At 33.4% G+C, this 21,594-nt stretch carries 27 protein-coding genes; 6 read left to right on the forward strand and 21 right to left on the reverse strand.

From position 1 onward, the window contains the following. Window positions 1–186: 186 nt before the first annotated feature. The gene (locus CDZ92_RS08860; protein WP_096154884.1) at window positions 187–1,083 is read right to left on the reverse strand and encodes a manganese catalase family protein; all 897 of its coding nucleotides are present in this window, start codon (window positions 1,081–1,083) and stop codon (window positions 187–189) included. Between the two features lie 481 nt (window positions 1,084–1,564). Between CDZ92_RS08860 and CDZ92_RS08865 the strand changes: the two genes are divergently transcribed. The 3 genes from CDZ92_RS08865 (at window position 1,565) to CDZ92_RS08875 (ending at window position 3,509) form a co-directional block, all read left to right on the forward strand. Beyond that, on the forward strand, window positions 1,565–1,675 hold the full coding sequence (locus CDZ92_RS08865; RefSeq protein WP_096154885.1) for a YjcZ family sporulation protein: 111 nt from the start codon (window positions 1,565–1,567) through the stop codon (window positions 1,673–1,675). A 559-nt stretch (window positions 1,676–2,234) separates the two neighbouring features. Beyond that, window positions 2,235–2,708, forward strand: coding sequence for a hypothetical protein (locus tag CDZ92_RS08870; protein ID WP_096154886.1), 474 nt, complete (start codon window positions 2,235–2,237; stop codon window positions 2,706–2,708). Window positions 2,709–2,723: 15 nt separating this feature from the next. After that, window positions 2,724–3,509: an alpha/beta fold hydrolase gene (locus CDZ92_RS08875; protein ID WP_096154887.1), complete on the forward strand. Its 786-nt coding sequence runs from the start codon at window positions 2,724–2,726 to the stop codon at window positions 3,507–3,509. Window positions 3,510–3,679: 170 nt separating this feature from the next. Here CDZ92_RS08875 and CDZ92_RS08880 read toward each other — a convergent pair whose 3' ends face one another. Continuing rightward, window positions 3,680–3,949 (reverse strand): hypothetical protein, encoded by a 270-nt coding sequence (locus CDZ92_RS08880; RefSeq protein WP_096154888.1) that lies wholly within the window; start codon window positions 3,947–3,949, stop codon window positions 3,680–3,682. A 258-nt stretch (window positions 3,950–4,207) separates the two neighbouring features. Between CDZ92_RS08880 and CDZ92_RS08885 the strand changes: the two genes are divergently transcribed. Further along, window positions 4,208–4,663, forward strand: coding sequence for a DUF2269 family protein (locus CDZ92_RS08885; RefSeq protein WP_096154889.1), 456 nt, complete (start codon window positions 4,208–4,210; stop codon window positions 4,661–4,663). Window positions 4,664–4,912: 249 nt separating this feature from the next. Here the strand turns inward: CDZ92_RS08885 and CDZ92_RS08890 are convergent, their stop codons facing one another. The 10 genes from CDZ92_RS08890 to CDZ92_RS08935 all read right to left on the reverse strand — a co-directional run bounded on the left by CDZ92_RS08890 (window position 4,913) and on the right by CDZ92_RS08935 (window position 13,077). After that, window positions 4,913–5,872 (reverse strand): polysaccharide deacetylase family protein, encoded by a 960-nt coding sequence (locus tag CDZ92_RS08890; RefSeq protein ID WP_157842736.1) that lies wholly within the window; start codon window positions 5,870–5,872, stop codon window positions 4,913–4,915. Window positions 5,873–5,969: 97 nt separating this feature from the next. Beyond that, window positions 5,970–6,272 (reverse strand): hypothetical protein, encoded by a 303-nt coding sequence (locus CDZ92_RS19935; protein ID WP_176483741.1) that lies wholly within the window; start codon window positions 6,270–6,272, stop codon window positions 5,970–5,972. Between the two features lie 93 nt (window positions 6,273–6,365). After that, on the reverse strand, window positions 6,366–7,709 hold the full coding sequence (locus CDZ92_RS08900; RefSeq protein WP_096154891.1) for an ABC transporter permease: 1,344 nt from the start codon (window positions 7,707–7,709) through the stop codon (window positions 6,366–6,368). Then, on the reverse strand, window positions 7,693–8,397 hold the full coding sequence (locus tag CDZ92_RS08905; RefSeq protein ID WP_096154892.1) for an ABC transporter ATP-binding protein: 705 nt from the start codon (window positions 8,395–8,397) through the stop codon (window positions 7,693–7,695). The genes CDZ92_RS08900 and CDZ92_RS08905 overlap by 17 nt, the downstream gene beginning before the upstream one ends. A gap of 169 nt (window positions 8,398–8,566) precedes the next feature. Beyond that, entirely contained in the window at window positions 8,567–9,526 is a 960-nt protein-coding gene (locus tag CDZ92_RS08910; RefSeq protein WP_096154893.1) for an ABC transporter permease, read from the reverse strand. 3 nt (window positions 9,527–9,529) lie between these two features. Next, window positions 9,530–10,444, reverse strand: a complete 915-nt coding sequence (locus CDZ92_RS08915) for an ABC transporter ATP-binding protein (protein ID WP_406564897.1) — start codon at window positions 10,442–10,444, stop codon at window positions 9,530–9,532. A 14-nt stretch (window positions 10,445–10,458) separates the two neighbouring features. After that, window positions 10,459–11,220, reverse strand: coding sequence for a hypothetical protein (locus CDZ92_RS08920; protein ID WP_096154895.1), 762 nt, complete (start codon window positions 11,218–11,220; stop codon window positions 10,459–10,461). 12 nt (window positions 11,221–11,232) lie between these two features. After that, window positions 11,233–11,928: an ABC transporter ATP-binding protein gene (locus CDZ92_RS08925; RefSeq protein WP_255249800.1), complete on the reverse strand. Its 696-nt coding sequence runs from the start codon at window positions 11,926–11,928 to the stop codon at window positions 11,233–11,235. Beyond that, window positions 11,918–12,295, reverse strand: a complete 378-nt coding sequence (locus tag CDZ92_RS08930) for a GntR family transcriptional regulator (protein WP_096154897.1) — start codon at window positions 12,293–12,295, stop codon at window positions 11,918–11,920. The genes CDZ92_RS08925 and CDZ92_RS08930 overlap by 11 nt, the downstream gene beginning before the upstream one ends. Next, a complete protein-coding gene (locus CDZ92_RS08935) occupies window positions 12,292–13,077 on the reverse strand; it encodes a hypothetical protein (RefSeq protein ID WP_096154898.1) in 786 nt (261 codons plus the stop codon). Before CDZ92_RS08935 ends, CDZ92_RS08930 begins: the two co-directional genes overlap by 4 nt. A gap of 242 nt (window positions 13,078–13,319) precedes the next feature. Between CDZ92_RS08935 and CDZ92_RS19940 the strand changes: the two genes are divergently transcribed. After that, the gene (locus CDZ92_RS19940; protein ID WP_157842737.1) at window positions 13,320–13,475 is read left to right on the forward strand and encodes a hypothetical protein; all 156 of its coding nucleotides are present in this window, start codon (window positions 13,320–13,322) and stop codon (window positions 13,473–13,475) included. Window positions 13,476–13,531: 56 nt separating this feature from the next. Here the strand turns inward: CDZ92_RS19940 and CDZ92_RS08940 are convergent, their stop codons facing one another. From CDZ92_RS08940 to CDZ92_RS08975, 8 genes are all read right to left on the reverse strand, one after another. Next, the gene (locus CDZ92_RS08940) at window positions 13,532–13,879 is read right to left on the reverse strand and encodes a TIGR04104 family putative zinc finger protein (RefSeq protein WP_096154899.1); all 348 of its coding nucleotides are present in this window, start codon (window positions 13,877–13,879) and stop codon (window positions 13,532–13,534) included. 2 nt (window positions 13,880–13,881) lie between these two features. Then, window positions 13,882–14,700, reverse strand: a complete 819-nt coding sequence (locus CDZ92_RS08945; RefSeq protein WP_096154900.1) for an aminoglycoside N(3)-acetyltransferase — start codon at window positions 14,698–14,700, stop codon at window positions 13,882–13,884. A 303-nt stretch (window positions 14,701–15,003) separates the two neighbouring features. Further along, window positions 15,004–15,963 (reverse strand): nucleoside hydrolase, encoded by a 960-nt coding sequence (locus CDZ92_RS08950; protein WP_096154901.1) that lies wholly within the window; start codon window positions 15,961–15,963, stop codon window positions 15,004–15,006. A gap of 47 nt (window positions 15,964–16,010) precedes the next feature. Then, a complete protein-coding gene (locus tag CDZ92_RS08955; RefSeq protein WP_096154902.1) occupies window positions 16,011–17,090 on the reverse strand; it encodes a Ger(x)C family spore germination protein in 1,080 nt (359 codons plus the stop codon). Then, window positions 17,077–18,183, reverse strand: a complete 1,107-nt coding sequence (locus tag CDZ92_RS08960; RefSeq protein WP_096154903.1) for a GerAB/ArcD/ProY family transporter — start codon at window positions 18,181–18,183, stop codon at window positions 17,077–17,079. The genes CDZ92_RS08955 and CDZ92_RS08960 overlap by 14 nt, the downstream gene beginning before the upstream one ends. A gap of 57 nt (window positions 18,184–18,240) precedes the next feature. Further along, on the reverse strand, window positions 18,241–19,752 hold the full coding sequence (locus CDZ92_RS08965) for a spore germination protein (protein ID WP_096154904.1): 1,512 nt from the start codon (window positions 19,750–19,752) through the stop codon (window positions 18,241–18,243). 287 nt (window positions 19,753–20,039) lie between these two features. Next, window positions 20,040–20,372, reverse strand: a complete 333-nt coding sequence (locus CDZ92_RS08970; RefSeq protein WP_096154905.1) for a YolD-like family protein — start codon at window positions 20,370–20,372, stop codon at window positions 20,040–20,042. Between the two features lie 128 nt (window positions 20,373–20,500). After that, complete coding sequence (locus tag CDZ92_RS08975) at window positions 20,501–20,695, reverse strand: hypothetical protein (protein ID WP_096154906.1); 195 nt, start codon at window positions 20,693–20,695, stop codon at window positions 20,501–20,503. A 249-nt stretch (window positions 20,696–20,944) separates the two neighbouring features. Between CDZ92_RS08975 and CDZ92_RS08980 the strand changes: the two genes are divergently transcribed. Continuing rightward, window positions 20,945–21,130 carry a YkvS family protein gene (locus CDZ92_RS08980; RefSeq protein ID WP_096154907.1) on the forward strand — a complete coding sequence of 62 codons (186 nt, stop codon included), beginning with the start codon at window positions 20,945–20,947 and terminating at the stop codon, window positions 21,128–21,130. Between the two features lie 104 nt (window positions 21,131–21,234). Here the strand turns inward: CDZ92_RS08980 and CDZ92_RS08985 are convergent, their stop codons facing one another. Next, complete coding sequence (locus CDZ92_RS08985) at window positions 21,235–21,534, reverse strand: AbrB/MazE/SpoVT family DNA-binding domain-containing protein (RefSeq protein WP_096154908.1); 300 nt, start codon at window positions 21,532–21,534, stop codon at window positions 21,235–21,237. Window positions 21,535–21,594 lie beyond the last annotated feature (60 nt).

Consider the following 21,594-nt stretch of genomic DNA (forward strand, 5'->3'; position numbering starts at 1 on the left):
ATTCCCCTTTGTTGAGCAGATTTTTCAATCTATCTACTACTTTGGTATTTTATACGTTGACTGACAATTAACTTACAAGTTAATGATAGCACTTTCAACTCCATAAATAATTGGTGAAATAATGGGTATAAAACCTATAAATAGAAAAAGAGCCAGCAATTGGGCTGACTCCCGTTTTTATACATTTTAAATTCCCGCTTGTCTTTGTAACCTTTTAGCAATTTCTAAGAAGTCTTCACGTGAGATACCTGGTGCAAACTCTTCCGGTAAGTCTTCTAAGTCTGGAATTGGCCCTCCTTGTGGAGTACCTTGAATAACTTCTAACTTCCCTCCATCTTCTGGATGACTACCTTTCCAAATTAACGCTACGTCTTTATAATCATTTTCACTAAATGTATATAGTTTACGATGTACTCCTTCAGCTTCAAACTTTCTAGTTGTTTCAAAAGCACTATTAGCTAAATTCGGAATCGGCACCATTTTTGTCACATCTGCACCGGTTGCGATTTCTAAAGCTTTCGCATACGCAACAACGTGAACTCCACCACGCACTAACAGGTAGCCAATCAATTCTCTGGCTACTGGATTGTCCGTCATTTCATAAACACGCATTTTGTGTGTTCGTGCACCACATTCTAAGAAAAAGTTGTGAAGAAGATCTAATATTAAGTTACCACTATTGAATACATTATCTCCTGTCCACGGTCTTCCCATTGAATCACCAGGTAGTGATGTTTGGGCATTCACAATATAATGGTATGAATTTCGTAAATCCTTTGTATTTCCGAGTGGTGTAGCGTCTGGCGGAGCATACCTTGTTGTTCCTTCTAACATTAAGTTTATTGTGTTGGACACTAGTTCAACATGCCCAAATTCTTCAGCTGTAATGCTTGCTACTAAATCGTAAAAAGGCTTCAACTTTCTTTTATTACGGAAGTTGAATGATTGAAACATGTAATTGTTCAATGTAGACATTTCCCCGAATTTCCCGCCTAACAGTTCTTGAACAGCCGCTGCACCATTTGGATCAGGATTTTTTGGTCTTGGAAGATCAATTTGCAATTTATTTATTCGTTTAATCATAGGACGTACTCCCTCCTTTTATAAATCTTCGTTATAAAAATCGTCACTATTACGTTGTATGAAACGTAAGAATTGTCCTATGACATAAAGGAGAGAATTTATCGAAGCTTTGTAGCAATGATAAGCTTTCCTCTAGTTTTCATTACTTTTTAATTTACTGCGTTAAAGTTGGCTGTTGATTTCCGTGCAAGGCTTCGCTTTCCGCGGGCGGTAAATAGGAAGGTTATTTTCACTGTCGTGAAAAAACCTACTTCTCGTCGCTAGCGCCTGTGGGGTCTCCCGCTCCCCGCTTCTCCCGCAAAAGTCTCAGCCTTGCACGGAAATCAACAGGTGATAGTATTTAATTATCAACACTAACCTTTAATAGCTTTTTAATTAAAACAAACTAGTATATATTCACTTTTTATAGGCTATTGCCTATACCAGTTAGGTGAAATACACATATTGTATTAGTATCTTATCTTTGAAAGGAGCTGCGAGCATGAGTAAACATCATCCAACACCAACACCTGATTGTCCATCAACAGGATACACACTTTACATTATTTTATTTATTTTGTTAGTAATCATCGGCTCCGCATTCTTATACTAAACCATTATTAGTTAATAGGTGTCTGGCCCAAACAAGCTAAGGCACCTCTTTGTATCCTTTTTCACAAATGAATAATTCGAATCAGCACAATATCTCTAAAAACACAAGTTGTGAATTTTTTTCCTAATTAAGTAGAACTATTATTTATAGTATGCTTTCGAATATTGCTTTTTATGGACAAGCTATTATTAATTCTTGAAATGTTAAGAATCAAATTAATAAGTTGGTTCGCTTAGTGAAAAACGATTATTTCTTTATAAAATTACATTGAATTTTCGAATATTGAGTTGTTATTAAATTTTTAAATTCGAAATAATAAATCGTTTTTCGTTAAGTAATCATACATTATGAAACGAACTTAACTTATTTCTAACTTTGTTTGTCATATTTTATGTACAAGTAGGTCAATCTAACAGTAGATAAGTGTTGGAGGAGTATACAGTGAACTATTTAAAGCCCTGTTATTATTATAAAAACAATTCCCTAATTATTCTTAGTTCGAAAGAATACCTTTATAACATTCCTCTGTTTGTAAGGAACCTTTATGGTTGGTGGTATGATGAATAAACCGATGGAAAGGCTTTTATGGAGCATTGCCTTACCCGGATTCGGACAGTTGTTAAACAGGGAATATATTAAAGGGATTACGTTTATCATTTTGGAGATTTTAATTAATGTACAAGCTAATTTTAATACGGCAATTTTACTAAGCTTTAATGGAGAAATACAAGCAGCGTTCAATTCCATAAATTACTTATGGCTTATGTTTTACCCTTGTTTGTATTTCTTCGCGATGTGGGATGCGTACAAGGATGCAGGAGGTAATCACGACTCTTATCAGTTTTTACCTTTTGTTAGCTGCGCCTATTTTGTAACAGTAGGCCTAATGTTATCAGCTAAAGTAAAGATATTCGGTTTGAATGTTGGGCCCATTTTCACTCCGATGATTTTTGTCATTCCAGGAATAGTTGCTGGGCTAATTATGAGAAGAATAATTCTTTATGTAGGAAGTAGAAACAGTAATACTACTTAAAATGAGGTGTTACTTGTGCCATATGTAAGAACAAGGGACAGCATTCCGATTCATTATCATATGTATGGAAGTGGTCCTGTTACACTGTTGTTTATTCATCCACCTGGTATGGGTTTAGTGACTTTTAAGCAACAAATAGATCTTTCAAAAAAATTTAGAATTTTATTAGTTGATTTAAGAGGAAATGGGAAAAGTGGTTTAGATAGTAAACCGATAAGCTTTTCTTTACTAGCACAAGATTTAGCAGATGTGTTAGATGGTTTAAAAATTGATAGTGCTGTTTTGTGTGGATATTCTAATGGTGGTTCTATCGCTTTAGAATTTGCACATAACTATCCAAACAGAACAGTTGGTCTAATATTAGTAGGTGCATTTCCAAAAGTCAATTCGGTTTTATTGTTTGCTGAATTTATGTTAGGAATTGTTGCCACAAAATTAAACGGCATTTCTTTAATTGCTAAAGTAATCGGAAATGCTCATGCACACAGTAAAGAATTTGGACGAGAACTAGAACAATACATAAAGAAAACGAAGGCTTCCACTTTACATCAAATGTATAACGAAGGGGTAAAATACGACTGTACAAGCAAGCTAAGAAATATTAATGTTTCAATCTTACTTGTTTACGGTCAAAAGGATTACTATGTTCATCATTATCAAAAAGAATTTAAGGCGTTACACAACGATACAGATGTTGTGTACGTATCCAAAGCAAAGCATCAAGTGCCAACAAAGTTTGCAAAAGAGTTTAATGCAATTTGCGCTTCTTTTATTGAGAGTAAGTTAATGAAAGGAGGTTGATTGTTCATGGCTAAAAAAGGAAAACAAAACAAGGTGAGCAAAGAAATTGCCAATCCAACAGTGTCAAAGCAAGATGCTGTATTTGCTCAAGAAACGGAAGGAACAAAAATGAAAAAGAAATAAAGAAATAAAGGGAGAGCCAGGCATTATAGTTAGCCTGGCTCCTCTATTTAAACTTTCATTTCTTCTTTTTGTTCTTTTATTTTGTTTAGACAGTTGTGTGCAATTTTCATTTTACTAAGTGCCGCTTGTGTCGTTGGGCCGTCTGCTACTTTGTTTTTAAGTTGCGCGTTTGTAATATCCACCATCGCTCTAGCTATGTTTTCTAATGTCATGGCTAAAACTTTCTCATCCATTGCTTTTCCATCCTTTACGAGCAGCTGAACAATTTCATTCGCATACTTATTCATCTTTCCATATTGATCTTCCTGTTTTGTCATCGATCATCCCTCCCGACTTTTTATAATATGAGGATATTCAAATTTCCATTCTTAATCTAATAATTCTATTTCATTTGTCTACTACCTTTATGAATCATTCGCTAAAATACTTCATTATTTTCTTTTTTTGTAAAATTATTGTATCTAATCAGAAACTCCATTCTTGTTTGGAGTTTTTTGTACGTTTTTTATTCGTTATTTACACATGATTGCGATTTTACTTACATATATTGAAAAAAAGAATAGGAGGGATAGTGTTTGGAATGGCTAATATTAGCACATGTACTCTTTTCGATTTTTGGATTAGGACCTTTTCTTTTTGGGAATATTTTATTAAGAAAACAACAAACATTATCCGATTTACGCCATAATGTAATTTTGTTACATAAACTGGAGTTGTTCCCTAAAATAGGAGGAACTTTGTCCGTTATTACAGGAATTTTACTCGTACTATTTGGCAGCTACGGATCTATTTTGCAAATTTGGTTAATTTGCTCCCTTCTACTGTATATCTCAATTATTATTTTAGTTATAGGATTCATTTCTCCAACTGTAAATAGACTTCAACATTGGCTTTTCCATCCAAGCAACCGAGCTACAACGCAACTACCACCTAAACAATTAGTACAGTTAAAAATAGCAAGTAACCTTTTTATGATTACATCTGTTTTAGCCATTATTATTTTTGTATTAATGATTTTAAAACCAACATAAAAATGCTGGCCAATTATGTGGATATTCCAGTTATGAAACTGGTAATATACATAATCGGTCAGCATTTTTTAACAAGTGAACCAATTTCATAAATTACGGTAAATTACGGTTCGTTTAATGAGAAACGAATATTTTAGTTATATACAAAATAATATGTTTGTTTATTAAGTGTATAAATACAGAATACGATGCAATTATTCGTTTTTCGTTTAGTAGTCATACAATTTATGAAACGGACTCAAGTATTTATCACTTAAGGTGAATAGGTGTCATTTCTTCCGTCAGCGGTTGAAAATCTACGCCTCTTTTTACTAATTCGTCTAGCAGAATAGTGATATGTTGTACGGTTGATTCAAAGTCATGTAATAAAATGACTGGGTTTTCTCCCTTTGCAATTACTTCGTCTACTTGTTGCAATGTATAAGCAATGTATTCTGGTCCTCGGAAAGCCCAATCTCTACTATCTACATTCCAATCCCACATTAAAAAACCTGCTTCAACTACAGCTTTTTTGTAGGCTGGTGTCATATGAGGGGCAGAACCAAATGGTGTGCGAATTAAGTTTGTACGAATACCCGTATAGTGTTCAACGGCATCTTGCGTTTTTCTCATTTCTCCAACAACAGAATTAGAAGATGCATAGAATAGTTGTCTACTATGTGTAACACCGTGTAAAGCAAGAGCGTGACCTTCTTCTGTCATTCTTTGAACAACTTGTGGAAATTCTTGAACTTGTGGTTCTAACATAAAGAACGTAGCAATAGCATTGTAATCTGCTAAAATCGTAATTAAATGATCTGTTGCTTTCGTTGGGCCATCATCAAATGTTAAATATACCACCACACCATCCTGTGGTGTTTCTTTCTTTATTGGAGGAGGTGTCTTTTCCTTTTCCTCTTCACTTTTCTCTTTTTCTCCACTAGTTTCTGGTTTTTCTTGTTCTTTAATTGGTGTTTGCACCTTATTTATAGGTTCTTCCGTTTGTATAGGTTTCTCAACATCTATTTCATCAGGTAATGCTATTTTTACATTTTCTTGATGACCTAATTTAGTTTTCGCTTGCACAATAAGAGGTTTAAACACTTCATTTTTCATTAGCGCAAACGTCATATTATTATTCAACGCTAGCAACGCTAACATTATTATTGTTAATAGTGATAAGATTGCTACCTTTTGCTTAATTAACCTTCCATCCACTTCTTTATTCAATAACGTCATCCCCTAGTTGCAATATTCTCTATCTCTATAAACACTAAACACTATCTTAGACGATAAGTGTATCATTTCGTTTCAATAAAAAAACACCCTATTTTGTTACAAAATAGTTACAGGCACCGCCCGAGTTTTGTCGAATTTGTTTTTGAGATTCTCTTGTGATGTATTCGTGTTCTTGTTCTAAGTATTGATTTAATAGTAGCTCCATTTTAACCAAGTCGACTTTTTCTACTATTGGGTCTTGACTGTCCCAGTTTACTCTATATGTAAAATGATAGTCTTTAATTGGAGCAAAAAGAACTGGAGAGTTTGGAAATTTATCAAAATATCCTACTATTCGTCCGCGTTTTTTATACGATATATTTAATAGTTTCATATCATCACCAACTTCCATTATATTGTCTTTTGGAAGAAAGGCAACCTGGTATATTCAACCAAAAAAAATGCTACTTTCTAATATTAAGAAAGTAGCATTTCGTCAATTCAGTTAAATATCTCTTCTTAAAGCTTTTAATACATCAATTTTTGTAGCTTTACTTGCTGGTTTTAATCCTGATAAAATAGCAACAATTGTACTTATGCTTACACTAATTAGCGTAAGTGTCCAAGGAATATAGGAAAGTTTAATTTCTCGATGAATCTCTTCACCAAAAAATCCTTGTAGTACAAAAGGAACCGCTAAGTTAACAGAAAAACTAATCACATACGCAGCAACAGTTCCAATAAAAGCACCAATAATTCCAATATAGGCACTTTCCATTAAAAATAAGCTTTTAATTGTACTCGGATTTCCTCCAATTGCTTTTATAATCCCAATATCTTGCGTACGTTCCGTAACAGCCATAGACATCGTATTAAAAATTCCGATCGAAGCAATCAGTACCGCTATCGTTCCCACAAACAGCAAACCGATTTTCATAATGGAAAAAACTAAATTAATTTCTTTCAACTCCTGAATCGGGGACCATACATAATAGCCTTTGTCTTTTAACACATCCAAAACACCTTGAACTTGCTCCATATTTTGGGTAAAGACTCCAATGTACGTATAACTGGAAGAGGCATTTTTGATCTCATTCTGTAAATCTTTTGGCAATCCTTCGTCAATATATCTTCCAAGCGCAGTACCTGTAAATGCTTCTATTTCGGATAGCATTTCATCCGAAATATTTACGAAGCCTTCCGTCATCCACTCTTTAGACGGAGCTTCAGCAATTCCAACCACTTTTAACGTAAATTCTTTCTCTTTTCTTTCACCATCAAAATTTTGCGCTACAAAAATTGTAATTTCTTCATTTAATAAGTTGCCTTTATATTGATCTTTTTCTGAATCACCTGTTGCAGCATCACCATCTAACCAAAAATTCATCCCTGTATGAAAGCCCACCACTACCTCATTTGGGGCTTCAGGCATCCGCCCTTCCGACAACGAAAAATCGGATGTAATTTCGGATGGATAATGTACTACTCTCGTACCTGCATGACCACGATAGTCTCCAAAACGGTAATAAGATTCGTAGTTTTCTAAGCTCTTTCTTCTAACAACCGTCTTAACATTTTCCAACGACTCGAAATACTCTACATCTTTATCTGTTAGTTCGCTCGATTTATCTAGGTGTAATTCTTTGTCCTTTCCGTACACTTCTACTTCTGTTACAACTCTACTTTCGGTAATATCTTGAACAATTGTCTTTTGTAAACCAAATCCAACAGAAGCTAGCACCATTAAAAAAGCACAACCCATCGCCGTCGCCAAAATGGTCATAAATACACGACTTCGATTTTTTTTCATATTATCACGAACAAATATAAACTTATCTTTTAACTTCATAAAGTTCTCCTCTTTCTACAAGTGTTCCTTTTTGAATTTCAATTGTACGATGTGCCACTTTAGCTACATCATGGTCATGTGTAATGATGACAAACGTTATTCCTTCTTCTTTATTTAATTCTCTTATAAAGGAAAGAAATTCTTGTTCCGTATCACTGTCTAAACTCCCTGTGGGCTCATCTGCTAAAATTAGATTTGGTTTTGTTATTAGAGCTCTTGCGATACCAACACGCTGTTGTTGTCCACCTGATAGTTCACTAGGATAGAAATCTTGGTGATCTAACAAACCAACCTTCTCTAACACTTCTTCAACATTTTTCTTACGTAATTTTTCTTCCATCCCTTTTAATTTTAAAGGTAATTCGACATTTTGAAATGCGGTCATACTTGGGATAAGTTGAAAGCTTTGAAAGATAAAACCGATATTTTCTAAACGAAAGTTCGCCCATTTCGCCTCAGAAAAACTAGTAACATCAGTTCCGGCAATTTCGATTGTTCCTTCTGTCGGTTTCATAAATCCGCTAATTAAGTTTAATAAAGTAGATTTTCCTGATCCACTTTTTCCGACAACAGACACAATTTCTCCTTCATAAATAGAAAGATTAATATTATGTAAAACAGGAACCGTTTGTTTATTGTTTCGTTTCCCAATAACAAATTCATGAGAAAGTCCTTTTATTCGAATCATCTTTTCATCTCACCTTTTTATCTTGATTTGTATCGACACATTGTAAAAACGATGTTGCTATGAAAAAGGTTTAATTTTTCACGAAAAAAAGTTACAACCAAGGAAAATTCCTTAATTGTAACTTTTTAAAACGCCTAAAGCACAATATTTACGAAATAATTCTTTTATATTATGCCGCTATGTCTCGTTTTTTGAATGTTAGGAAGCTGATAAACATAAACACGCCGAAGTATAAAAGAAACATGATGATGGAGAATGTTAGTGTTGTACCTTCTACTATCGGGAAGCTATGAAAGTAAGCATCAAAATGAATGTTTGCGAAAGGTGAAAATTTAGCCCATTCATATTTCGTTCCTACTAACTGTGTAATTTGTGTTCCTGTAAATAGTAAAAACAAGGAAAGTCCAATAGCTAAAGAATTGTTACGGAATACGGTCGAGATCATAAAGGCAAACGTTGCAAACATTAAGACAGAAAAACTACTTAGCAAAATTTTAAACAAAATGGAGACGAATGATGAAAGTGCATAGACCGTTCCATTTATATATAGTAATTCTGGATGATTGGCAAATCCAAATCCTATTGCTCCTACAATATAGGAAGTACCAAATAATAAAACGTAAAAAATCAAACCAAATATTAACACAGTCATATACTTCGAGAGTAAAATCTTCCCTCTACTTATGGGGCGAATCATCAATAGTTTAATTGTCCCCCACGTAAATTCACTCGCAACAATACCACCTGCAATAATAATGACAAACAATGTAACAACGCTCGTTAACCCAATATTTGAATCCATATAAGTCCAAACGGAATTTTCATTATTTGGCTCAAGGTCATTTGCTAGTCTATATTCATTAAGCGCTAGTTGTTTTTCCATATAATTCACATGCCCAAATTGCATATCAGCTGACAGAGTTTCTCTTAAAGACTCATTTTCCTTTTCTAATGCTTGACGCCAATCACTTGTTGCCCAGCCATTACGTTCTTGAGGTGTGCCATTATCCATCATAAATATAAAAATAATGCTCACAACTGACAATAATACTAATATTCCTGACATGACGTAAAAACTTGTTCTTTTTATCCATTTAATTACTTCGTTTTGTACTAAATTAAGCAACAACTCTTACACCCCTTTCACAAATGCCGTTTTTTCTAAAAACTTATCTTCCAGTGTCTTGGCTACTTCTTTCACTTCATAGATGAGTACATCTTTCTCTAAAAGTTTTCGAATAAGAGATGGTACGTCCTCTTTTTCTACTAAAACGTGTAATAAACCATCTTTTTCTGTACATTCTATTGCTAATTCCTTTAAAACCTCTGATGCAACTTCCAAAGGATTAACCTTTATGTGAAAAGTTGACTGCTCCTCTTTTACAAAATCATGAATACTTTGAATATCAATTAACTCACCCTTTTGAATAATCCCAACGCGATCACACATTAATTCCATCTCAGACAATAGATGACTAGAAACAATAATGGCCATTTGTTCATTCTGAGCTAAGTTACGCAAATAATCTCTTATTTCACGAATACCTGCTGGATCAAGACCGTTCGTCGGCTCATCTAGTATAAGTACTTTCGGCTTATGAAGTAACGCTTGCGCAATTCCTAATCTTTGTCTCATCCCTAACGAATACGTGTTCACTTTTTCGTGAATTCTATCAGTCAAGCCAACTAATTCAATAACCTCATTCAATCTTTCATGCGTTACACCAGGTATCATTCGTTTATATTGCATTAAATTTTGGTAGCCAGTTAAAAACTTATACATCTCAGGATTTTCTACTATCGCTCCAACTTGTCGTATCGCCTTTTCATAATTACTTTTAACGCTTGTTCCATCGATAAAAATATCTCCTGATGTAATACTTATTAGACCTACGATCATACGGATGGTTGTCGTTTTACCTGCCCCATTTGGACCTAAAAACCCGAATACTTCCCCTTCGTAAACTTCATATGAAACATTACTTATGATTTCTTTTCCGTTAATCACTTTACATACGTTTACTAATTTAACTGCTGTTTTCTCCACGTCCTCCATCCTCTCTAACCATTTCGTTTATTTTCTAACATCCAACACGTTGCATAAAAAACTACTACACATACAAACCCGAAAAATAAAATAATACCTAAAGACATACTCATTGTCCCAGTTTGAAAAAGAATACCCTCTTCATCATTACTATAAAAAACATGAAACGTTGTAAATGGACTAGGGATAAAAGAAGCTAAGTAGTCTTGAAAAAATGCCGTTGTACTTATATAAATATGTGAAAAAAGTAAGCCAACAATTAAAAACGCAAAACCAATATTATTTCGTAAAGATTCTAGCCCTCTTCGTGTTAAACATTGAATACACGCCCATACAAAAACAGCCCAAACACTAAAATAAACGGAATTTAATACGATGCCCCCAATAAATTTCATAAAATCCAACACACTACTTTGAAGATCATCACCAAATATTTGGAAGTTTATTAAAAAAAGAACCGAAGTACATACGATTGTTATTAAAGTAAAGAATAACCCCAAGATAAATTTACTTCCAAGTAAAAGGTACATGGAACTCGGATTATGCAACCACAAATGAGATTTGGACTCTGTAACTAAATTGTTGATTAAATGTACAGACATTATGACAAAATGAGCACCAATTATTAAAGATAGAACAGCAAACGTTATCTCTACTTCATTAAAGTATTTCGCTATTCCTATACTAATTATCCAGAGCCCGATCACTATCATAAGGGCTTGATATAACTTCGGTTTAGACATTTTCCATTCTTTTTGCAAAAGACCTATTAGCACATTTCTTCCCCCTTAGTCTGCTAATTTACGAATCATCCACTCTTTCACAGAAATACCTTGCTCTTCACGAAGCTGTTCAACATTTTGTTTATCAAAGTAAACTCCATCTTTTATCAAGACAACGTCATCTAATAGTGATTCAATTTCATCAATTTCATGTGTTGCAATGACGACCGTTTGTTTTCCAAAATCTATATAAGCTAATAAGCTCTCTACAATAGAATTTCGCACCATCGGATCTAAACCCGAAAAAGGCTCATCTAACAAAATGTATTTTGCTTCGCGCGCTAAAGCTAAAACTAACTTTAACCTGCCGCGGTTTCCTTTCGAAAGGTGTTTAAGTTTCTTCTCAGGCTCTAACTTCATAAACTGTAACAATTCACTTGCCTTTTCTAGCCGAAAGTCCGGAAACTGTGATTCATAAAATTCAATCATGTCTTTTACGGTAAATGTATCATAGTAAAAATCGAGCTCTGACAAATAAGCAACGTCTGATGCAATCTTTCGTGTTGCTTTTTCTCCATTAACGGTAATCATTCCTTTATCCGGTCTTACTAAGCCAGCGATCATCTTTAAAGTAGTAGACTTACCGCTTCCATTAGGTCCTAGTAAACCGGTTATTTTTCCCGTTTCGAATCTAATGTTGCCATCTTTTACTGCATAACCTTTTCCGTATTGCTTCGTGACATGCTCTAAACTAATCATCAAATCGTCCCCCTTCTTGCAAATATTTTTGTACACTCTTTACTACTTGCTCGTCATCTATTCCAATTTCACGCATATTCTTAATAAATGTTTCTACTACTTTTTCTTTCATACTACTTTTCAATTGTTCTACAACCGATTCTCTTTCTACTACAAATGTTCCTTGCCCCCTCTTTGTTTCCACCATATCCATCCTTTCCATCTCACTATACGTGCGCTGAATCGTATTTGGATTTACTCCTGATTTAATGGCCATTTCGCGTACAGAAGGTAATTTATCGCCTGGTTTTATTTCTCCACGTACAATTTGTTTTGCTAATTTATCAATGATTTGTAAGTATATTGGTTTATCCGCTTCATATTTTGTCACGCTTCCACCACCTTTTCTAGTAGCCAAGATGATACCAATAACACAGAGGTTATAAAGAGAAGTATCAAAAAGATACCTCCTAAAGAAATGAAATCTCCTCCTAAATAAACTTGAGTATCCCCTCCATCAAACTGCAAATTCCCCATACCATCAGGAGTATGTTTAATCACTCCAAAATTCATTATTTTTTGATAAAGTGGCACATTTTTAAACGCACTTAGCAACGTATTCACTCCGATAATGATTACGAGCATTAACGGTACTCTAAATTTTTGTATTTTCTTTATGCTTTTTAGGCTAGCATTTAATGTCCAATACAGAACGACATATAATCCGAAATAAAACGATATGAAAATAACAACCAACACAAATATAGCAATATCCATTAACAATAAATTACTTGATGCAACGTTGCCTACTGAATCCTGTAATGAGTTATTGATTAGAAATAAAATAGTTCCAACAACAAGTGTTAAAGCAATATGCATATAAAAAGCCGTAACCAATTTGCTACTTAATAGTTTAAAGCTTGATTGTGGCGTATGAAGCCATAAATTGCTTTTCCCCTCCATGTTCAAACTAATTAGTAAAAAAAGAGGGCTGTAAAATATCAGAAATGATAAAACGATAACTACTGGTGCCATAGCGATATTTTCGTTTCCCATGAAGAATGCTATTGATGAACTTGCTATGAATACTCCAATGATGCTAAGTAAACCGTATAATAACCAGTTTCTTTGTAAGATCCATTCTTTTTTCATTAAACCAAGAAAAGATGACATAGTGACTTACACCTCTATTTCTAACATTAGTGTTTTAGTGTTCTAGTTAAATAGTACACCTAGACAAAATAAAAAGTCAATAAACTATTGACTAGTTTTTTCTTTGAAATTTTATTAAAGAATAAGTAAAATTATCCGATATATGAAATATACGCCTATTTTGCAAAATTCGACCTGTTATTTTTTAGAATATTTTGTATAATAAACATATAAACCTTTTGTTCGTTTTAGGAGTGAAGAAAATGGATTCAAGAGGAAGAAGATTACACCGAGTAAAATATGAGTCAAGTTTAAGTATGTTTGAAAAAGCAAAAGATTTTTTAGGTACATTATTTCTTCATGCCCTCTCGTTAATTATTATTGCAGGCTTTTTAATATGGGCATTAAATCAAGTGTAAATCAATACATAAAAACACAAAAACCGTGGAGTGCAATCACTTCACGGTTTTTGTATTTACTTTTTATTTTTCTTTTCTAATTCTTCTAGTTCTTTTGGTTGGAATTTTGCTTTATGAAATTTTATTTTTTTTGCTGCAAATAACACACCGACTATACCAAACATTAATACTAATAAAACTTGTTGGAATCTTGATTCAATCATCCACGCAGCACTAACGAAGTATACAAGCATGATAGGAATAACTACCGTATATAAGGAGAATAGAAAACGATATCTTTCATCCACTTCATGGACGGTTCCGCATTTTGGGCATGTTATTGGCTTGTACCCGAAAAATACGGATTTAAATTTTGTTTTAAATGTTACTGGCTCTTTGCAGTCTACACAATGTTGAAATGACATATTTATAAATCTCCTTTATTGTTTAATAAGTATTGCTGGGTGAAGTCTACTAATGGGATTTGTCTCATAAGTTTACTTGGTGCTTTTCCGATGTTCCCATTTATAATGTCTTCATGGCAACTCGCCTCAAATTCTTCCCCAATAGCTTCGAACAATTCTTCTTGATAAGCAAGACTAGTATACGTGACCCATTTTCTTTTTCCGTCTTTTATTATAGCACTTCCTGATTGTTTTGTAGGATAGTTTTCGATTCCTTCTTCAGCTAGATGCATAGATGTATTGCTATCATATCCAACACCTAAAAGGAGTACATGCCCGTCTAATCTATATATTTTTCCGAGCGGCGATTCGTACCCTAGCTCTTTTGTTAAAGGGTGCTTTTCTGTTATGTAGTTTGCATATTTCCCCCATGCTGCGAAAGAAACAGTTGGATGATGGCTTCTTAATACATTCGGAAATTTTCTAAAGCTTTCAGGAATTGCCCCCATGAAAAATGTTGGTGTCACTTCAGGCATAAAACCTGGCATTTCATCTCTAATTGGTTGCCACCATTCTTTTGGTACTGGAGGATTCCCCCAATCAGCTGGATCACTATTATTACCAGTGTGAGTCGGCATAACTAAAGTTCCTTCTTCTGTTAAAACTTCTTGCAATGCCATAATTACAGTCGGTGCGCCACCACATACCCAACCAATTAAACTTAGCGAAGAATGAACAATTAAGGTCATTCCTTCTTTAACACCTAAATTCCTAAATTCCTGTATGAGAGTCGATTTCGTAACTAACAAGTTCTTTTCTTTTATTACATTTCCTTCACTCATAATTCCACACCTGCTTCTTTATTCAAATCTAATTTTATTTTAACAGAAAAAAGGAACTAGGTGACTAAGAGCTTTCTCTTATCACCTGTTCCATTCAAAACTTGTTTATTGAATACTATCTATACTCTATTAATTGAGTGAGTTTCATAAGTACAATTACTAAACGAAAAACGAATATTTAACCTATTCTTTAATATAATTAACGTTTTATCTCGAACGTTATTTAATTATAATAAACTTAACATTCGTTTTTCACTAAACGAACCATAATTATGAAATTGATTTAACTATATTATTTTTCACCTAATCTCCTGGAAGCTTTCGAGTCATAACATTAATAAAATCTTGAACAAAGTCTTCATAATCAAACTCTAATGCAATGTATTCTTCTTTCTCTTCTAACTCTTCTTCTGGTTTTGGTCTAAAATCCGCAATCGTTGCACCTTTTAATGGCCCGTCAGCAGTTTCTACTCTTACTCTACGTTTAGTATATCCGAACTTATCTGGATTAGCTACAGCGTACAGAGTTAAAACGTCATGTAATGGACTACCAGGTATGGAAGGGACAAGTTTTTTATAAGCTTTATTATAATAATCAAAGATAGCTTTCATTAATGGTTGAAATGGATTATTTTCTGTTTCTGCAATTGTATTAATTACTTCTGGAGTTATTATTGCCTTAGTTGATACATTTAGTGGAACTAAGACAATATCTGTTGCTTTTTCTAAAACTAAATCCGCGGCAATCGGATCTCCATAGAAATTCGCTTCAGCTGCAGGTGTTACGTTTCCAGGAACAAAAAATGCTCCACCCATTAGATAAAATTGTTCTACGCTATTCATTACTTCATTGCCACCTAAAATAAATCCGACAGCAAGCGAAGTTACTCGCCCAACATCTACAATTATCAAGTCACCCTCATACTGTTCTATGAGTTTGAAAACCGAATCATAATTTAACAACTCTCCAACAATTGTATCAGGGGGTTGTATTGGACCAAGCCCTTCCTCTCCATGTATTTCTGGGTAGTATGGAACAAACTCGCCCGATAAAGGGCCTTTAGCTCCACCAATCAATACAACATCTTCTCTACCTGCTAACGACAACAAATATGCTGCATTTTGAGTTGCTTGTTCTTGATCGATATTACCATAACCGGTAACTAACCCTACAACATTTAACTTTGGATTCAGCAGTGCGTACATTATCGCAAGTGAATCATCAATACCAGGATCACAAAATAACAGAATATTTTTTTTCACGTTTCTCCAACTCCCTAATACATTAATACATTATATATATTAAGAAATTACTCAACGATTCCTGTTCCAATAATTCTTACATTTGATGTTACATTTACTTCTACGTTTGGATAAGTTTGATCTTCCCATTTTTTTATATCAAAGCCTCTTTTTCTTGTCTTAACTTCATATCCTAAGCCAAGTGGATCAACACCAATTTCTTGAAATTGCTTAATTAAATTCATTGATTCACTTATCAATTTATCGGAAATGTTCTCTTGTATTTCTTTTGCTCTTTCATCATCAGCTATATCTTCACCACCATACTCTTTTAGAACTCCATCAACAGCCAAATGAATATTAATAGTGGGGGTATCACCTTCCCAGGTAACTCTAAACGTACGATTTGAATTAACGCTGTAAATGGATACATATTCACCACCTGGCAACAACGTACTATATATCCCATTTACGTATTCATCGACTAAGATTTTTAAGTAAAATAGTTTCTCACTCGGTATCATGGAAACCATTTTATCTCCATCAAAGATAGCTACTCCTTTTATTAATATTTTGTTTCCTTCATGCATTAATAAAGGCAGAGTCGGATCCTTACCATCTTTATAATAATCATTCAAAAAAACATGTAGATTCGTTATAGGAAGATCTCTTTGCTCTACATTATGTTCGACTAAGTTGTAAAAATACGCGCCTGTACCTCTATTTCCAAAATCCAACTTAACCATATCAAGAGCTCTTCCTTCATTTACTGCCAAATACAATCCTGTACCAATGCTTGCATCACGTTGTAGTGCATCAAACAAATCTTTTATACCTTGCCTCGCAATTTCTTCTGAATACAGGACAAATTCTAGACTACCTGTAACGATTGGATCAGAAGATTTTTTTTGCAATTCACGGACAGCATCTTTATTTAACTGTGCATAAGCTGAAAAAGCTTCATTCGATATAGTTTTATCCGCCTGATAAATTGGGACTACCGCTGTTACTAATAGATCTCCATCCTTCTCGCCCACATCAAAAGCTTGTAATGTTTGAATATTTATATCATCCAATATTCTTTTTTCTAAACAGCCTGTTAAAAGTAGCAAAATGCATATCCAAACGATTATTTTATGAAGATACATTCTTTTTCTTCTCCTTTCTCCACTTGACAAAACTAACTACTAAAAAGAGAAAAGGTATGTAAGCAAATACTAAATAAAAACCTACTTTACCTACATAATCATTTAAAATATGAATATTTTTTCTATCTTCAAACAATAAACTAATACCAAATATTAATAGCACCAAAACTATTAAGGTCAGGCGGTGTTTCACATTAGCAACTCGTTTTGCTACTCTACTACCAGCCCAAATGAAGATACATACATTCGGTAAAATAATTAAGCACCAGTTGGCTATTCCGATATACTCTACACGCTCAACAAATGGTAATTCGATAATTTTCCAAATGGTTAATGTTGCCCATATTTGTTTTTCTAACATTTTCTCACTAAAATAAGCAAACGTAATGATAGCAATAAATAAATAAATTGCATTTGTAGTTAAAATTGATAGGTGTGCCCATCTTTTTGACTTACCTGGATCTTTAAGATATGGATAATATACAAGTAATGCTTCAAAACCAATAACAGTCAAAGACATATCTTTAGCTGATAACAATAGATCTTTTACAGTAGTATCGTATATTGGAAGCAAATTTCTAAATTCCATGAACTCACCTGGTAATACGAAGGTTATTAATAAATAAGAAGGTAGGATAGTTCCAAAAAACGCAATACCTGTTACAATTCGGAAACCACCGGAAACGATATAATAGACTAAAAACAAAAATAATAAAACGAATAACCAAGTCTTAATATCTGGGAATAGCCAAATCTGAACAACTTCGATGTATGTTCTTAGCACAGTAATAGTTGTCGCGACAAAGTAGAGAGCGAATAAGAGGGAGAGTGCATTTCCAAACCACTTACCAAAGGCAAATTGGTGTGCTTGAACGAGGTCCCCCCCTCCTGATTTTTCTAACAAACTATAGATTAACCAAACAATAATATGTATATATATGCCTATTATGATGATCCCCATCCACGCATCATGGCCAGCAGACATTGCGATAATACGCTGATATCCTAATACACCTACCCCGAACTGGGCAGCGTGTAGTAAAAAAAAGACTAAAAATGGCGATATTTGAAACCGTTCAGGTATTTTTTGCAATGGAAAGCACTCCTCCACTATGTGAAACTAAATCAACTGGATAGAAAAGAATTTTATCTATTCATCGATATCTTTCTTTCGTTTACTTTTTTTCTTGGCAAAGCGGTAAGGATTTTTCGGTCTTAACTGTTCTGGCCTTTTACTTTGAAACGAAAAAGGTAATCGTAATAGGGCGTCCTTCATATCTGTTAATCGAGGTGGGTATATAGGCTCCATATAAGGTCTTCCAAGTGAGGTTAACCTTAGTAGGTGAGTAGCTAAAATACAAAAACAAAATACAATTCCGAGCAATCCCCATAATTCTGCAAAAAATAAAAAAGGAAAGCGCAAAATACGAATCGTGTTACCCATTTTATAAACAGGTGTTGTAAAGGAGGCAAGTGCAGCAAGTGCCACAATAATTAACAAAACGTTGCTCGTTAAACCCGCTTCAACAGAAGCTGTTCCAATAACAATCCCACCTACGATACCGATTGTCTGACCTACTTTTGTCGGTAGTCTGGCTCCAGCCTCTCTTAATAATTCAATTGTTAACTCGAGAAAAACAGCTTCTAATATAGGTGGTAACGGCACTTCTCTTCGTGACGCAACTAACGTACTCAATAAGTCTTTTGGAATGAGTTCATAATGATATGTAAGTACTGCCACATAAAGCGGTGTAACTAAAATAGAGAATGCTACCGAAAATAAACGTACTAAACGGAAAAACGAAGCTAAATAAAAATTTAAATAGTAATCTTCAAAAGAAGAGAAAAATTCAATTAACGTCGTTGGACCACTTAAAGCATGTGGAGAGCCATCTACCATAATGATAACTTTCCCTTCGGTTAATCCTGCAGCTACCCTATCAGGCCTTTCCGTATCTAATAATAATGGAAAAGGGGATGTTTCATTGTCTGATATTAATTGTGCTACATAGGAACTATCATTTATATGATCGAAATCTACTTCTTTTAGTCGTTGTAAAACGGTATTTTTATTATCTTCATTTACAATATCATCTAAATACATAACTGCTACCTTAGTGCTTGAAATAGTTCCAAGTTCAATTTGTTCAATTGTTAACATTGGAGAACCTAATCTTCTTCGAATCATATTAATATTCGCATCTATATTCTCCACAAAAGACTCTTTTGGACCTACAACACTAAATTCAACCTCAGGTAAGGATACATTACGTGAGTGAACAAATTCAGACCGAACTAAAATTCCACTATAATCTTGTTCGTGTAATTGGATAAATAAAAATCCAGAAAGCATTTTATCTTTAACGGTTTTTGCATCTGAAGTAATTTCTAATGCTTCAATAGGTAAGATATTTTCTAAATCTTTAAGTGTTTCCCATGGTCTGGTGGAAATGCAATGTAAAATATCTCGGTGAATATAGTTAGTGTCACAAAGAGTATAGTAGTAGTTCACCCAAAACTTCTTACTTCCATCTGCTGTTTTATTTTCAAAGCTTAGGAAATCCATTGACTTCTTCATTTGTTGCAATAATTCTGGAACAGTAATCTTTTCTTGTTGTTCACTTTTATCTTGTCCAAAAATCTTTCGAAGAAGCTTTTTCATTCCCTCACCCCTTACATCCTTTTTATTTCATATTTACGTTTCGTTTATTGAAAAACGATTTTCTGTAAGTGATATGATGCAAGATATTTTCTATTGAATAGAAGTTCCAAACCGGTAAAAGTAATAATTCGTTTTTCGGTTAGTAGTCGTACCTTATAAAACGAACTCAACAAAATTACTTTTATTAGTTTTCCAATATATGTTGTGAATATACAAGATTTTCTATAGGGAAGCAGAAAGAAGGACAAAAAAAACCGCCAAAAATTTAGCGGTCTACATAATAATATTTAGTTGTTTCCTACTTTTCGCACTACTTCTACAATATCTAAAATCGAAATATGATATGTATGCTTTGACTTATCTTTAAATGTGATTTTACTTGCTGAATATCTGAAACTATATATCCTACCGACAAGTTGAACGATTTCACCTTCATACCAAACGGTCAGTTTAATTACTTCTTTATTCTTATACACTAACATTAGTAAGTCTTTTACAAATTTAATATCAGGAATGTTTTCTGGAAATAAAAGAAAACCTTGTACAGTGCGTTTCTCTTCATTTTTCCAAATAAACATATCTTGGCTTACTAATTGGTTTTCCTCTTTTTTGTATTCCATGTCCACCCCTCCAAAACACAGATAGTGTTATTGATAAGTTACTCAACAATTAATCTATTTCTTATTATACATATTCAGATACAAAATAAAAATACCTAGGAACTAATCCTTAGGTATTTATCTAAAAACTAACTTCTCGCAGATTCTGTATATTTATAAATAACAACACCGTTATGCTTTGCTATTCCTCTAAAATGTTTGAAATCTTCTCTAGCAACTAATACTTTTCTAAATTCCATAAACACATCGTTTGTGACTGTGTATTCATTTAATTCACCGTTTTTTAATTTATCTAGTATTTCCATAATTAAGTTTTCATTCATGTCAATCACCATCCTACTATTGTATATAATACATGAATTCATCCTATTTTGTAAGCATATTAAAAGTTCCAATAATCGATAATACAAAACTTTTATAAAAAATCCTCCTAAACTATTTACCTTTTACCAAAAATAAGGCAAAATAAAAATTATACTATTTTAACAAAATATTTAAACAATTCTTCACTTAATAAATATAAATATATAGAATTGCTATTAGATAAGATAAGATAGGGGAGAGTTAGATTAATGAAAATTGCAGAAGTAGGAAATGTAATTGAGTTTAAAGAGGGCTTAAAAGGAATCGTAGAAAAAGTGAACGAGAACTCGGTTATAGTTGATTTAACTTATATGGATAATTACCGTGACTTAGAGTTAGAACAACGTACTGTAGTTAATCATAAAAATTATAAAATTGTCTCTTTAAGTAGTTAGATTAGTATTAGATATGACAAACATAAGCATGGAAAAGTATTTTTTACTCTTCCATGCTTTTTTGTTTACTTTTTAACATATTCATTTATATAGTTTCCTCCCTATTAATACTTCGTAAAAATTACTTCTTTTTTCTCTTTGCTAATTTTAATTTTAAAGTCCGTTGATTCTCCTATTTTTAAATTTCTCCTTATTTCTACTGGTATGTTAACTTTACCATTATTGGAAACAATAGATTCATTGTAGGGATGTTCATCGACTGCTCGTTTCATGACAATACCTTTCGGGCTTTCTTTTATCATTAAAACGTCACCATCTTTTATGTTCAGTTCTTTTCGAAAAATACTAGGAATAGTTACATGTCCAGATTTTCTCATCCTTCGATGTTCGGCTAAACTGATCATGATAACATCACCTCCAGCTTTTTCATTTCATTCCCTTTATGAATATTTGATAAACACACA

The organism is Bacillus sp. FJAT-45066, from assembly GCF_002335755.1.
In the GTDB taxonomy this organism is placed as follows: Bacteria; Bacillota; Bacilli; order Bacillales; family Bacillaceae_I; genus Bacillus_CD; species Bacillus_CD alkalisoli.